The sequence below is a fragment of the Novosphingobium sp. BF6 genome (assembly GCF_058273105.1).
This window is the reverse complement of the sequence record NZ_CM177775.1, coordinates 239,147-252,195: the sequence shown is the minus strand read 5'-3', so window position 1 is coordinate 252,195 and position 13,049 is coordinate 239,147. Positions and strand designations below refer to the sequence as shown.

13 protein-coding genes are annotated in these 13,049 nt (G+C 67.6%); 5 read left to right on the top strand and 8 right to left on the bottom strand.

Translation table 11 applies throughout. The features are described from left to right. Positions 1–35: 35 nt before the first annotated feature. Together AC4D6D_RS01345 and AC4D6D_RS01340 are read right to left on the bottom strand one after the other, a co-directional pair. A complete protein-coding gene (locus AC4D6D_RS01345; protein ID WP_491326203.1) occupies positions 36–821 on the bottom strand; it encodes an aspartyl/asparaginyl beta-hydroxylase domain-containing protein in 786 nt (261 codons plus the stop codon). Between the two features lie 97 nt (positions 822–918). Beyond that, positions 919–1,425 carry a sterol desaturase family protein gene (locus AC4D6D_RS01340; protein ID WP_491326202.1) on the bottom strand — a complete coding sequence of 169 codons (507 nt, stop codon included), beginning with the start codon at positions 1,423–1,425 and terminating at the stop codon, positions 919–921. 206 nt (positions 1,426–1,631) lie between these two features. On the opposite strand from AC4D6D_RS01340, the gene AC4D6D_RS01335 reads away from it, so the two are divergent. Further along, complete coding sequence (locus tag AC4D6D_RS01335; RefSeq protein WP_491326201.1) at positions 1,632–2,408, top strand: SDR family NAD(P)-dependent oxidoreductase; 777 nt, start codon at positions 1,632–1,634, stop codon at positions 2,406–2,408. 5 nt (positions 2,409–2,413) lie between these two features. On the opposite strand, the gene AC4D6D_RS01330 is transcribed toward AC4D6D_RS01335, so the two are convergent. The 3 genes from AC4D6D_RS01330 to AC4D6D_RS01320 form a co-directional block, all read right to left on the bottom strand. Then, positions 2,414–3,904 carry an LTA synthase family protein gene (locus AC4D6D_RS01330; RefSeq protein ID WP_491326200.1) on the bottom strand — a complete coding sequence of 497 codons (1,491 nt, stop codon included), beginning with the start codon at positions 3,902–3,904 and terminating at the stop codon, positions 2,414–2,416. 116 nt (positions 3,905–4,020) lie between these two features. Beyond that, positions 4,021–4,830, bottom strand: coding sequence for a transcriptional regulator (locus tag AC4D6D_RS01325; RefSeq protein ID WP_491326199.1), 810 nt, complete (start codon positions 4,828–4,830; stop codon positions 4,021–4,023). Next, positions 4,827–5,324 (bottom strand): RNA polymerase sigma factor, encoded by a 498-nt coding sequence (locus tag AC4D6D_RS01320; protein WP_491326198.1) that lies wholly within the window; start codon positions 5,322–5,324, stop codon positions 4,827–4,829. Before AC4D6D_RS01320 ends, AC4D6D_RS01325 begins: the two co-directional genes overlap by 4 nt. An 83-nt stretch (positions 5,325–5,407) precedes the next feature. Between AC4D6D_RS01320 and AC4D6D_RS01315 the strand changes: the two genes are divergently transcribed. After that, positions 5,408–6,643: a S8 family serine peptidase gene (locus AC4D6D_RS01315; protein WP_491326197.1), complete on the top strand. Its 1,236-nt coding sequence runs from the start codon at positions 5,408–5,410 to the stop codon at positions 6,641–6,643. A gap of 110 nt (positions 6,644–6,753) precedes the next feature. Next, positions 6,754–7,527 (top strand): hypothetical protein, encoded by a 774-nt coding sequence (locus AC4D6D_RS01310; RefSeq protein WP_491326196.1) that lies wholly within the window; start codon positions 6,754–6,756, stop codon positions 7,525–7,527. A 69-nt stretch (positions 7,528–7,596) separates the two neighbouring features. On the opposite strand, the gene AC4D6D_RS01305 is transcribed toward AC4D6D_RS01310, so the two are convergent. Next, positions 7,597–8,754 carry an acyltransferase family protein gene (locus AC4D6D_RS01305; RefSeq protein WP_491326195.1) on the bottom strand — a complete coding sequence of 386 codons (1,158 nt, stop codon included), beginning with the start codon at positions 8,752–8,754 and terminating at the stop codon, positions 7,597–7,599. 133 nt (positions 8,755–8,887) lie between these two features. On the opposite strand from AC4D6D_RS01305, the gene AC4D6D_RS01300 reads away from it, so the two are divergent. Together AC4D6D_RS01300 and AC4D6D_RS01295 are read left to right on the top strand one after the other, a co-directional pair. Next, on the top strand, positions 8,888–9,559 hold the full coding sequence (locus AC4D6D_RS01300; RefSeq protein WP_491326194.1) for a peroxiredoxin: 672 nt from the start codon (positions 8,888–8,890) through the stop codon (positions 9,557–9,559). Position 9,560: 1 nt separating this feature from the next. After that, a complete protein-coding gene (locus tag AC4D6D_RS01295) occupies positions 9,561–9,938 on the top strand; it encodes a metalloregulator ArsR/SmtB family transcription factor (protein WP_186830112.1) in 378 nt (125 codons plus the stop codon). Between the two features lie 4 nt (positions 9,939–9,942). Here the strand turns inward: AC4D6D_RS01295 and AC4D6D_RS01290 are convergent, their stop codons facing one another. Both AC4D6D_RS01290 and AC4D6D_RS01285 read right to left on the bottom strand, forming a co-directional pair. Further along, on the bottom strand, positions 9,943–11,529 hold the full coding sequence (locus AC4D6D_RS01290; protein WP_491326193.1) for an amino acid ABC transporter ATP-binding/permease protein: 1,587 nt from the start codon (positions 11,527–11,529) through the stop codon (positions 9,943–9,945). Continuing rightward, a complete protein-coding gene (locus AC4D6D_RS01285) occupies positions 11,526–13,004 on the bottom strand; it encodes an ABC transporter ATP-binding protein/permease (RefSeq protein ID WP_491326192.1) in 1,479 nt (492 codons plus the stop codon). Before AC4D6D_RS01285 ends, AC4D6D_RS01290 begins: the two co-directional genes overlap by 4 nt. Positions 13,005–13,049: the final 45 nt, after the last annotated feature.

The window sequence follows — 13,049 nt, the reverse complement described above, 5'->3', positions numbered from 1 at the left end:
GTATCTGCGTTAGCGGATTCCCGCCAGGATGACGCTCAAGCTTCGTTCGGCTGGGGGGCCGGGTTGTTGCCTGCGCGCTCGATGGCCTTGGTTATGTCCTTCACGAAGCGCGAATGGCGCACGCCGAACAGGAAGGTGTTCTGGATCAGGGTGCCCAGCCAGCGGCAGGGGCGCTTGATCTGGATGAGCAGGATATAGCGGTCCTCGTCCGTCTCGTTCCAGACTTCGTGGTTGAACATGTCGTCGAACAGGAAGGACTGGCCGGGTTCCCAGGTCAGGACGTGCAGCTTGTCGTCACCCTCGACGTGCATGCGGCACTTTTCCCGCTCCTTGGGAGCCTTCAAGGCGAGGTGATAGGTGAGCATGCCCTTGGTCATGCCCCAATGGCGCGGAATATGGCCGCCGGCTTCGAGGACGGAGAAGTTGGCCGTCACCAGTCCTGGAATCTTCTCGATGGCCGCAGCCGTGAACGGCGCGCGCGAAGCGTTCTTCTGAAGGCGATAGCCGTAGCCCTTCAGGAAGAAGGCGCGCCAGCGGCGATCCGCCGCAATCCGGCCATGGTCGAAGGAAAGATCGCCGAGCGAAGGGATGTCTTCCGTCCGGATGCGCACGGCTTCGTCGCGAATGGTTTCCCATTGGCTCTCAAGCTCGGCCATCCAGGGGAAGAAGGCCTTGTCCTGGACCGCAGCGTCGGGAATCAGCGAATTCCGCATGATGACGCGGTCGATCTTGGGGCGAAGCTCCTTGCCGATCTGGAACAGCGACTTGTTGACGAAGGGAACCTTCCAACCGCGTGAGTTGAGGGTCTGTTGCCAGTTCAAGAAACTGCTCCTTATACTTCTTTCAGGACAACGCAGGCGTGCCTCAAAGTGCGCTTGTATACACCTTGAGCGAAGCCTCCGGTCATATCGTGATCGTTTACCGCTTCAGCGAGCGAATCTTGCTGCCGAACACATCGTCCCAGAAAATGGCCGAGATCGAGTAGTTGCCGTGCTCGTCGACATAGTGGTGACGCATGTGATGCCGCTTCAGCGCCGAACCGAGTCGGCCCTTCATCGACCAGTGATGACAGGCGTAGTGGACCACGTCGTAGATGACGTATCCGATCATGAAGCCCAGAAACAGCCAGGTTCCCGCGTCTGCGAACAGCAGGACGAGAGTCCCCCAAACGGCAAGGGCGATCGGCACGCTGGCGCCGAGCGGCATGAGGCTGCGCAAGGGATCGTTCGGGGCGTCGTGATGGTTGCCGTGCATCAGGAACACGAACCATTTCAGCACCGGGACATCGGATTCCAGGTGGAACATGTAGCGGTGCATCACGTATTCGAAGAGGCTCCACACCCCAAGCCCTGCCAGGACCAGGCCCGTGCCCGCGAGCAGGCCGACCGTCCCCCAGCCTGCCCAGGCGATGGCCGGAAGCAGCACAGCCCAAGCGGCCGCGAAAAAACGGGGAGAGATCAACGTTAGCCGTTCGAGCTTCTCGCTCTTGAACAAACGAACACGTTGCGGACTAGGATTTAGCGCGGGCATTGCGTCGATCTCGAACATCAGGCGTCGGTAAGTGTCAAGCCAATAGTCCCCTAATACGCTGAGATGTTGACAATCGCGGTCGATTAAACGGATGCAGCGGCATGAACACGGGTTCCCCACAAAAAAGAATTCTCATTACCGGCGCCTCGGGCGGACTCGGGGGGGCCTTGGCCCGGCAATACGCCGCTCCGGGCGTGATGCTTGCCCTTTGGGGCAGAGATTTGGTGCGTCTCACCGCGTTGGCGGAAATCTGTCGAGCCAGAGGGGCCTGCGTCGATGTGCGATCGCTGGATATCTCCGATGTCGCGGGCGCGGTCCTGGCCGTTGAGGCCGAGGATGCGGTGGGGCCGATCGATCTGGCGCTTCTGGCATCGGGTCTCGGAGACGTCCGGGCCGAGGGAGACAAAGTGGAGGATCCCGCGCTTGTGGCCAAGCTGGGCATCGTCAATTTCGCAGCGCCCGCAGCCATGGCGGCCGCTCTTGCGAAGCGTATGGCGGAGCGGAAATCCGGCTCCATCGTCCTGATCGGCTCTGCTGCGGCGTTTCACGCCCTGCCTTTCGCGGCGGCCTATTCCGGTTCGAAGGCGGGCCTTGCGCGATTCTCCGAAGCGCTGCGACTTGGCATGCGCGAGCACGGGGTCACTGTGACACTGGTTTCGCCGGGGTTCATCGACACGGCCGCAGGACGGCAGGTTCCGGGGCCCAAACCGCTTATCCTGAAGCCGGATGACGTCGCCGCCCGGATTGCCGCGGCGGTCGCGAGCGGCAAGGGGCATGTGATCCTGCCCTGGCCTTTTGCGGCGCTGCGACTGTTCGACCGTATCTTGCCGCGTTTTCTGCGCGACCGCCTGCTGCTGTCGCTCGCGCCACCGCGATAGGCCTGTCAGGAGGGGCTTTGCTCGGACGCGACGTCGCCGAGGGCGGCGCCGAGGATGGCATGATGCAGGCCCGCCGGGGTCAGGTCCGCGTGTCGATCCTCGCCGCGGACGATCGCGCCGGAGGTGTCGAGGCGAATCATCACGTAGGGGGTGTGCCGGTCTCCGCCGGGCGCTGTCGCGCCGGGAATGCTGGGGCGATGATCGCCGAAGAACACGAGCAGGGCGGGGCGTTCTAGCGCGCCCAGTCGCTCGACGAGAGAGGACAGCATCGCATCGCTGTTGCGTGCGAGCCGAAGATAGCTTTGCTTGAGATCGCCGCTGGAATGTTCGTCGGGCGCCCAGGGGCCGTGGTTCTCGATCGTGACCGCATAGATCATGGTCGGCCCGGCCGCTGCCGCCGCGAGCGAGACGATCTCGTCGGTCATTGCCGCATCGGTGACATAGCGGCCCTGGCCGGGTGCGGGAGGCTCGAAGCGATCCTCGCCGACGAGGTGGGCGAAACCGGCGGCGGGCATGATCCGGTCCCGGCCATAGAAGCGCATGTCATGCGGATGCGCGAACAAACTGTGCCAACCGGCCGGTTTCAGGCGGGCAGGCAGGGCATGGGACACGTCGTCCAGAGCCGTCAGGAACGGGTCGTAGCGCCGAAAGCCGAGTTCTTCCTCGTCGAGGCCGAACAGGACACCGTATTCCGTGCGCATGGTATAGGCGCCGAAGCCGCTGACCTGGAGCCGTCCCGACTGCCAGGCGTGCTTCCGCGCCGCGGCAAGGCCGGGCAGGGCCAGGTCCGGGTCCGAAAAGAGTTCGACCGGATCGGCGAAACTCTCGCACTGGATGATGACGACGAGTTCCGGTGCCTCTGCGATCGGGGTCCGGCGCGGCGCGACGCAAGGCGCCGGGGCTTCGCTTGCGCGCCAGCGCAGCCAGTACAGCAGGAGCGTCGGCAGCAGGCCATGTTGCTGCACGTCGGCGTGGGCCGCCGGCACCGTGGCCAGACGGCGGATGGGCGCGGTCTTCAGCGAGAGCGCGAGAATCGCGAGGCTCGCAGCCAGAGCGCCCAATCCGATCAGGTGCGGCTGCATCGCCGGAACGAACAGCCAGGCGAGGAGCGCCAGGAGGAGGAGGGCAATGATCCCGGCCATGGTCCGCTGCCAGACGGCGACCGCCGACAGGTAGAACTGCGGATGGCGAAATATCGCCCCGATGAGGGCGAGATCGGAAAAGAGCAACGGCTCGCCGAGCATGGCATGCTTGGCATTGGATGCCACCGTCAGCAGGGCGAGCACGCCGAGTGCGAGGCAGACGGAGACGGGAACGTTACCGCAGACAACGAGGAAGAGACCCGCCAGGGCCGTCATCATCCACAGCAGGAGCCAGGTGCCGGGAAGGCTCCGTCCGATTGCGAGCGGGAACTTGTCGCGCCGTGGACGCACGAGTCCTTCGAGCAGGATGGCGCCGAGCGGCAGCGCCACGAATGTCATTCCCTCGATAGTCACTGTTCTGCCGTGCAACCCGGATTCATGAGCCCAGCACCGTTCGACCATCGTTCAGCGGGCGGAAGCGCGCTCATAGCGGGGAGGACCAAGGCTGTCATCCGCTGTCTGCGCTCTGCCTACTTCCGCCATCCCCCGGCCGCGGCTTCGCGTTCCTGCGCGGCATCGAGCGGATCGCCTGCCGCCATGTCCTGCGCCTTTGCCATCAGATCGGCCCTGTCTGAACCGGACTTGTCCGAACCGGCCTGGCGATAGTCCGCCTCTGTCCTGCCGTCTCCTGCAACGACATGTTCGAGGACCCATCGGCCCGAATCCTTGCAGGCGATCCCGGCGGAGGCCGTGGCGGCATAGACCCGGCAATAGTCGCCGTCCCGGCGGCGGAAGCTGGCGAGGATGCGCAGGTCCCCGTCAGGGGCGGAAGCGAGCCGGGTCTCCAACCCTCGGGCGAGGTCGCCGGAGGCCAGCAGGGCACCGTTTCGTTCCGTCATGTTGCCGCGTTCAATCTGCGTGCCGATCATGAGGCCGAGCACCAGCGTGGCAGCCACGGCAAGGCCGATGCGCCAGTGCCGCAGGTGCCGGGGGCGGCCGTTCGTCGCCGGTGCTTCGGCCTTTCGCCGTTGGCGAATCTCGGCGAGATCGATGACCCGCGGTTTTCCGGCGGGGAGTTCAGAGGGCAGACGGGCATCGGTCATGTCCTCTTCCGCCTCCTGCGCGGCGGCTGCCGCGATCAAGAGGGTCAGGTCTTCCGGGACCGGTTCGGCCGTTACCGGATCGAAAGTGCCGCGCAGCAGGGCGCGCAGGCGGCGCTGCGCTGCGAGCTTCCCGGCGAGCGCAGGATCGGCCGCTACGGCGGCGGCGACGCGCGCGGCATCGGTCTCGGCAAGTTCGCCGTCCGCATAGGCCATCAGTTCCTCGTCGCTCACGGTCACGCCGCTTCTCCCAGTTCGCGCAGCAGCGCCTCGCGGCCCCGGCCGAGGCGCGAGGTTAGGGTGCCTTGCGGGATGCCGATGATCTCGGCAGCTTCCTTGTAGGCAAAGCCCTCGACAAGCACGAGCATCACCGCTTCGCGCTGTTCCTCGGGGAGCCGCGCCAGCGCGCGGCCGACATTGCCGAGTTCGACCAGGTTCTCGGCATCGCGGTCGCCGGGGGTGCCTATGGCAACGCCTTCCTCCTCATGGACGAAGGTCTGCGAACGCCGCTTCCTTGCTCTTGTCTCGTCGATCCACTGGTTGCGCATGATCCTGTAAACCCATGCGTCGAGCCGCGTCCCTTCCTGCCATTGCCGGCGGGATTTGAGCGCGCGCTCGACGGTCTGCTGGCACAAGTCGTCGGCATCGGCCGCATCGCGAGCGAGGCCGCGCGCGAACCGCCGCAGGCGCGGCAGCAGGGCGGTCAGCTCTTGGAAGAAGTGGTCTGTGCTCATCGAATGTCTTGCCTGAGGGATGAAACGCATGAGCCTTGGCGTTTCATCCCTGAGTGCTACGATTTTTCATGATGGACAAGCTGATGAGAACAGTCGCGATCCTGGCTCTGGCGATGGCGGCGCTGGTTGCGGCGCCCTTGCGGGCGCAACTGCTGCCGGTCGATCCGCTGGGCACGGTCGGTCGTGCGGGTAGGACGCTCGGCGAAACGGCGCGGGATACGGCGTCGCAAGTCGCCGCGCCGCTGGGCGAGGTGGTGGAGGATGTCCGCTCGATGGCGCGCGAGCGGCTTCGGCGGATCGGCGGGTTCGTCTCCGTCCACGGCGACCGGGTCGAATGGGACGATGACCATCAGCCCGCCGTGCGCGGCGAAGTCCTCCTGCTGGACCCCGATCCTGCCGCGCTGGAGACAGCACGGGGCAAGGGCTACAAGGTTCTGGAGCAGGCCGAGATCGAGGCCTTGGATCTTGCCTATGCACGGCTCGGCACGCCGCAGGGGATGCCGCTCGCCAAAGCCGTTCAGGATCTGCGAAAGGCGCTGCCCGGCCGCGAGATTTCCGCCGACCAGCTTCATTTCCCCTCCGGTGCGGCGTTGCAGCCGGGCGGAGCAGGCAAGGCGGAGGCTCTGCCCCATGGTGGCACCGTCGGCGTCATCGATGGCGGGATCGCGGGTTCCTCCCGGCTGGCGGCGCAGCGGGGCTTCGCGTCCGGGGCGCCGAAAGCCAGCGATCATGCCGCTGCCATCGCCTCGCTGCTGGCGGGCGCGGGGACGGCGAAGATCTATGGTGCGGATGTCTACGGCTCCGATCCGGCAGGGGGGAGCGCGCTGGCGATCGCGAGAGCGCTCGGCTGGATGCAGGGGCAGGGGGTGCCGGTGGTCTCGATCAGTCTGGTCGGACCGTCGAATCCCCTGCTGGCACGCGCGGTGGCGGGGGCGCAGGGCAAGGGCATGGTGATCGTCGCGGCGGTCGGCAACGACGGAGCGGCGGCGCCGCCGGCCTTTCCGGCATCCTATCCCGGCGTCGTGGCAGTGACCGGGGTCGATCGCGCCGGGCGGGTGCTGATCGAGGCGGGGCAGGCGGCGCATCTCGACTATGCCGCGCCGGGTGCGGATATCTCGGCAGTGGTTCCTGGACGCGGGCGGGTCTCGTTGCGAGGGACGTCCTATGCGGCGCCGCTTGCCGCCGCGCGGATCGCGGCGTGGCAGGCCCGGCTGGGAAACGGTGCGAAAGCGCTGAAAGCCGTGGATTCCGAAGCGGTCAAGGGCACCCGCCGGACCGGGCGCGGGGTGCTTTGCAGCATCTGCCGCAGCGGGCTGTGAACGGGGCAACCGAAAAAATTCACGCCTCTCACGGATGAAAGCCCGAGGGGCATCCGTTCCTTCCAACAGACACACCGGATGGGTGTGGAGAATAAGGAAGGAGCAGAATCATGAACAAGCTCACTCTCGGGACCGCAATCGCCACGCTCGCCCTCGTTGCCGTCTCGCCTGCGGCCCATGCCCAGCTTCTTGGCGGGGGCGGCCTTGGCGGTTCGCTGGGCGGCTCGCTCGGAGGCTCTTTGGGTGGGACGCTCGGCGGCGTCGGCAGCTCGATCGACGGCATGGGCAGCGGCGCGGGCGATATCAGCGCCTCGCGGGCGAGCCGGAACGTTTCCTCGCGGGCTGGTGGCAGCGGACGGGCCAGCAAGTCGGTGAAGGCGCCGCAGGTGCAGGCCCCGGATGCCTCGGGTCAGACGACAGCGGTCAGCGGCGCGGGTTCGCGGGCCGGTGGGCTGGTCGATTCGACCCGTTCCACGCTGTCGAGTGTGGCGGGTAGTGCTTCGGCGGCGGGCTCGGGAACCGGTGCGCTGTCCGGATCGGGCAATGGTGGCTCGGCGACCGGCTCGGGCAACCTGACCGGCGCGGCCGATCTTGCCGGTGCGACAGGCGCGGCTTCGGGTTTGGCGAGCACGGCAAGCGACGGCGCCCAGGCCGCCCGCAGCGCCGCCGCCGAAAAGGCGCAGGGGTTGGGCGACAAGGCGCGGGAGACGGCGGGCAGCCTGTCCTCCAGTTCGGCCGGAGCCTCGGGCAACGGATCTGGTACTGCGAGCGCGGGCGGGCACAGTGCTGGTGCAATGGGTTCGGGCAGTGGTTCGGCCTCGCGGAACGGGGCGAGCGGTTCCGCGAATCTCGGCGTGAACCTCGGCAGCAGCACCAGTGAGTAAGTCTGGCGAGTAAGTCTGCCGGTCCGAAGCAATGCCCCGGCGAAGCAAGGCCTTCGTCGGGGCATTGTTCTATCCCGGGCGGGGTGTGCTCCGTACGCCGCTCATGACGAAAAGCAGCCAGTCGCTCCGCTTCACGATCAGCCATCCCAGGAACGACAGCGTGAAGGCGACCGCGATCATCACGAAGTACCGCACGAAGTAGGGAGCCGGGATCGCCTCCACGAGGCCGAAGGTCGCCACGATGATCGGCAGGTGGAGCAGGTAGATGACGAAGGACGCCTCCACCAGTTCGCGGACCCGGCGCGATTCCGTCCTGAACAGAGTGCCTGCGCCGGAGATGATGGACTGGGTCAGGCCGATGGCGGCCACCGCTTTGAGGACCGGGCGGGTATACTTCGGCAGTTCCCCGACGCCTACCGCCACCAGCGCGAGCACGATCGCGACGAGCGTTACCAGCCAGGAGAAGCGATTGAACCGGCGGTTCATGGCCGGGACCCGGTTGACCAGCGCACCTATCGCGAAATAGGGCGCGTATTCGAGCGCGAAGCCGAGCGAAACCGGATTCTTGAGCAGTTCGGGGATCAGCGGATTCGCTTTCAGCAGGGCGACTTCATAGACGCCGATGCCGAGGCCGATGGCCAGTATGGCCGGAAGGAACAGCCGGGAGACGGTGCGATCCGACAGGTTCAGGCGGAATGTCCGCACTTTCGGCGAAAGGCAGACCAGCGCCGCGACGGCGCTGAAATAGATGAGCACGATCACGAACCATAAGTGGCCGGTCGTCTCCCGTCCCAATGTGAGGCTTTCGCCGAGCCACAGGCCGAATCCTGCGCTTGAACTGGAGGCATTATGCAGGTCGGCAGCGAGGTTCATCAGCGGCACGATCACCAGCAGGCCCACCACCAGCGGCGGGACGAGCCGGGTCAGGCGGCTTTCCAGATAGGCGCCGACGCTCCGTTTCAGGAGTAACATCGCCGTGAAGTAACCGGCGATCAGGAAGAACCCCTGCATCCGGAACAAGTGCAGGAATTCCATGACATGGGTGAGCGCCAGCGAGCGATCCGCGGACATCACCATCCAGGTCTGGCCGTCGTCCCGGAAGGGATGGGTGGCGTGAAAGGGAATGCCCAGCAGCATCAGCACCGCGCGCACGGCGTCCAGATGGTGCTCCCGGCTGGGATGCACGAGCGCGCCGTCGGGTGGCTTGGCCAGGCCGGTATACTCCATAGCCGCTGTTTGCGACGAAGGCCGGGGCAGGGCAATTACCCTGATGGCTGGCGCATTGGGGTATCCGCGTTACCGACAGGCCATGAGGACGGCGAGAGTTTACGATTGGGAATAATCTTGTAACTGTCGCGCGATGACGAGCGATCAGGGTGAGAACGGAAGCGCGGCGGCCTTGCAGCCTTTGCGGATTGGCGATGTAGTGCCGCGGTTCGTGGCCCGCAGCACGCAGGGGCCGTTCGACCTCGACGACTATCGCGGGCAGTGGCTGATCCTGTTTTCCCATCCGGCGGACTTCACCCCGGTCTGCACCAGCGAGGTCGTGGCGCTGGCTCGTGCCGCCGGGGATTTCGCGGCGCTGGGGTGCCGACTCGTGGGACTTTCGGTGGACAGTCTCTATTCCCACCTCGCGTGGATTCGCCTGATTCGCGACAGCATCGGGGTAACCGTGCCGTTTCCCATCGTTGAAGATCCGACGATGGAGATCGCGCGGGCCTACGGCATGGTCGGTAGCGACGCGCACGACAGTGCGACCGTGCGGATGACCTATTTCATCGACCCCGACGGGGTGATCCAGGCGACCAACAGCTATCCCCTGACCGTGGGGCGCTCGATCCCGGAACTGCTGCGCATCCTGACGGCTCTGCGCGAAGTTCGGGACGGTTCGGGACTGGCTCCGGCGGACTGGCAGCCCGGCGCGCCGCTGCTGCGCCAGCCGGACGAGACGGCCGAGGCGGCGCTGGCCTGCGGCGATCCGGTCGGGTGGTTCCATGCGCCGCTCGGCGCGGCGGACGGGGGGCAGGTCTGACATGCCGCAATCCCATCTTGCCGCCGAGTTCGAAGCGACGGCGGAACTGCTGCGGGCGTTGGGGCATCCGGTGCGCCTGCAGATCCTCCACGCGGTCCGCGCGCGTCCGCTGGCCGTCGGGGAAATCGAGGAAGCCACCGGCATCGGCCAGCCGGGGCTGTCGCAGCAGCTTTCGATCCTGCGCAAGGCGGAACTCGTGCTCTCGCAGCGTAATGGCAAGCAGGTGTTCTATCAGGTCGACGGTGCGCGGATGGCGGAGATCGCGCAGGCCCTGACTGTGCTCGGCGACGAGGCGGGAGGCGGTGCCAAGCCCCCTGCACCATCCCAAGCCGCCCCTCAGCAGGGCGGCGCGGCGCGCTTCGCCCGCGTGTTTCGCTGAAGTCTCAGAGCAGTTCGGAGACTTCCACCGCTTCCTCGCAGAGCGCCAGGGGCGCCTTGCGGTGCGAGACCAGCACGAGGCCGCTGCCGGTGTCGTCGAGCCAGCGCTTGAGGCTTTCCACGAGCGCGGCTTCGGTGGCGGTATCCAGACCTTCGCTGGGTTCGTCCAGCAGCAGCCAGGGGCGTCCGCTCAGAAGGGCGCGGGCCAGCGACAGGCGCTTGCGCTCGCCGCCAGAGAGAATGCCGCCGCCCTCGCTGACCGGGGTGTCGAGGCCCTGTTCGCTGCGGCGAATGCGCCGGTCGAGTTGGGCGACTTCCAGCGCGTCCCACATTTCCGCCTCGGTCACGCCGGAGCGGGCGAGGCGCAAGTTGTCGGCCACGGTGCCGATCAGCAGCGGCGCGTCCTGCGGGGACAGCGCGAACTGGCTGTTCAGGCGCCAGCCGGGGCTCGTTTCGAGCGGTTCGCCGTCGAGGCCGATCGCCGCGACCGGCTGCTGCATTCCGGCGAGCGTCAGCAGCACGCGGGTCTTGCCCGAGCCTGACGCCCCGGTGATCGCCAGGCGCGCGCCGGGCCGGAACTGCCGCGCGCCGAGTGTGAGCGGGGCACCTGCGGCGGTCACGGGTTCCTGAAGTTCGCCGCCGAGCGCATTGAGCGAGGCGATCCGGCGCAATCCCGCTTCGAGCGAGGCGCGGCGCAGCAAGCTGCGCGACAGGCCGCCCATCGCCTCGACCGCCGAGGCGGTCGCCAGCATGGCCAGCGCCACCATCGGCGCCGATTCGCGCGCCAGCAGCAGGACACCGGCCACCGCCACGCCGCCGTAGACCGAAAGCAGCGCGCCCTGCAGCGCCTCGGCGCGGAACAGCCCGGCGCGGGCCTTGTCGAGGCGCGCGGCGATCGGTTCGAGTTCCGCGAGCGCGCGGTCGGCAAGGCCATAGGCAGCGATCTCCGCACGCGAACCGGCGAGTTCGACGTAGCGGATACGCAGGTCTCCCAGCGCCGTGGCGGCGGCTTCGGCGGGCGCGCGGGTCAGGTGCTCTGAAAGGCGGCGGAACAGCAGCGGCAGGCCCGCCATCATCGCCGCAAGAAACAGCAGCGCCGCCCAGCCGCCGAACGCGACGAGCGCGAGGCTGACCAGTGCGGAGACGACTGCCGCGTGGCGCGCGGGCTGGCGGATCACCAGGTCCTCCAGCGCTTCCACGTCGTCGATCAGCCGGGTGCTGGCTTCGCCGGGCGAGGTGTCGGGGGCGTGGCGGCTGTCCTGCGCGGCGAGCTTGTCGAACAGCGTGCCGCGCAAGTCGGCCATGCCTTCCAGCGCAACTTTGTGGGAGAGCAGGCGCTCGCCGTAGCGCGAAAGGGTGCGGACGATCGCCAGCAGGCGGATCGCCGCGCTGGGGATCAGGTAGTTGAAGGCCATGGCGGTGGCGACGCCGGCCGAACCGGCAAGCGCGGCGGCGGTCAGGAACCAGCCGGACACCGCCAGCAGCCCGATCGCGGCCACGGCGGCGAGGCCCGCGCAGAGGCTGGCGAAGAACAGGCGGCGGCGGGCGAGACCGGCGGTTGCGAGCAGGTGGGGCCGCTTGGCGGAATTCACAGCTTGATCTCCCGGCGGGCGGCGCGGATCAGGGCGTCGTCGTGGGTGGCGACGAGAATGCAGCGCTCGGCGGAGAGTTCGCGGAGCAGGGCGACGATCATGGCGGCGGAAGCCGCGTCGAGGTCGGCGGTCGGCTCGTCGCAGAGGATCAGCGGGCGCGCGGAAAGGATCGCGCGGGCAAGGCCGATGCGGCGCCGCTCGCCCCCCGAAAGGCCGGAACCGGCGTGGTCTACCGGCATGGCAAGGCCGCCGCGCCGCGCCAGCACATCACCGAGGCCTACCTTCTCCGCGACGGCGAGCACTTCGGCCTCGGTGGCCTGCGGCGCGGCGAGCGCAAGGTTGTGGCCGAGCGTTCCGGTCACCAGCAGCGGGCGCTGCGCGGCCCAGGCGACGGCATCCGGCGCGAGCGGCTGGCCGGAGCGCATGGCGATGTGGCCCAGCGTCGGCACGAGTTGACCGGCGATGGCGGCCAGCGTGCTCGTCTTGCCGCTGCCGGTGGGGCCGGACAGGGCCACGAGGTCTGCCGGTTCGAGTTCGAAATGGAGCGGGCCGACCGCAAGGCCGGGGAAGGCGAGGGCCAGATGCTCGACATGGAGGCCGTCGAAGGGGGCGGCCTTCCGGGCCTTGAGCAGTGTCGGCGTTTCTTCGAAGGGGGCGAGGGCCTGCTGCGCGGCTTCGCCAAGCTGCTTCTCGTGATAGGCGGCGGCGAGGCGGCGCATCGGCAGGTAGAATTCCGGGGCCATGGCGAGCACGAAGAAGGCCGGGACCAGCGTCAGCTTCTCGGGCGCCGGAAACGGCAGCAGGCCGAGCAGCGAGAAGCCGCAGTAGACCGCCACCAGCGCGATCGAGAGGGCGGAGAAGAACTCCAGCACCGCATTGGACAGGAAGGCCGTGCGCAGGACCGAGACCGTGCGGCGGGCCACTTCCCCGGTAGCGGTGCGGACCTGACGGCCGATGCGCGCTTCGGCGCCGAAGTGGCGGATCAGCGGCAGATGGGTCACGCGGTCCACGAAAAGACCGGACAGCGCGCCCAGCGCGGCGAGCTGGCGCTCGGCGGCGCGGCGGGATGCGGTTCCGGCCAGGATCATCCCGAGCGTGAAGGGCACCAGCGTCCCCACCATGATCGCCGCCGCCACCCAGCTCGCCGGAGCGACGATTGCGGCCACCACCAGCGGCCCGATCACGGCGTTGATTCGGATGGGAGAAAACCGGACGTCGCGATTCTCGATCGCCGTGCTATGGTCCAGCGCCAGATTTGCGCTTTCGCCTGAGGAGATCAGTCTCGCCAGCCGTCCGCCCAGAAGTCTCTGCCACAGTCCGGCCCGTCGCGTGGCGCTTGCTTCCTGCGCCGCTGCCACGGCGATCCGGTCGACCGTGCAGGTCGCAAGCGCGCGCAGCACCACGCCGTAGAGGATCCACGCCGCAGGAAGCGCAGGCGATCCGCCCCCCGCAACCGCGCCGACGCCTGTCGCCACCCCCCACGAGAAGAGTGCCGCTCCGACAATATCGACAAGCCATGC

Excerpts from the sequence above, each read along its gene's own strand:
- AC4D6D_RS01295 (WP_186830112.1), top strand. The coding sequence starts at position 9,561 with ATGCCGCAATCCCATCTTGCCGCCGAGTTCGAAGCGACGGCGGAACTG.
- AC4D6D_RS01310 (WP_491326196.1), top strand. The coding sequence starts at position 6,754 with ATGAACAAGCTCACTCTCGGGACCGCAATCGCCACGCTCGCCCTCGTT.
- AC4D6D_RS01305 (WP_491326195.1), bottom strand. The coding sequence starts at position 8,754 with ATGGAGTATACCGGCCTGGCCAAGCCACCCGACGGCGCGCTCGTGCAT.
- AC4D6D_RS01335 (WP_491326201.1), top strand. The coding sequence starts at position 1,632 with ATGAACACGGGTTCCCCACAAAAAAGAATTCTCATTACCGGCGCCTCG.
- AC4D6D_RS01315 (WP_491326197.1), top strand. The coding sequence starts at position 5,408 with ATGAGAACAGTCGCGATCCTGGCTCTGGCGATGGCGGCGCTGGTTGCG.
- AC4D6D_RS01300 (WP_491326194.1), top strand. The coding sequence starts at position 8,888 with ATGACGAGCGATCAGGGTGAGAACGGAAGCGCGGCGGCCTTGCAGCCT.
- AC4D6D_RS01320 (WP_491326198.1), bottom strand. The coding sequence starts at position 5,324 with ATGAGCACAGACCACTTCTTCCAAGAGCTGACCGCCCTGCTGCCGCGC.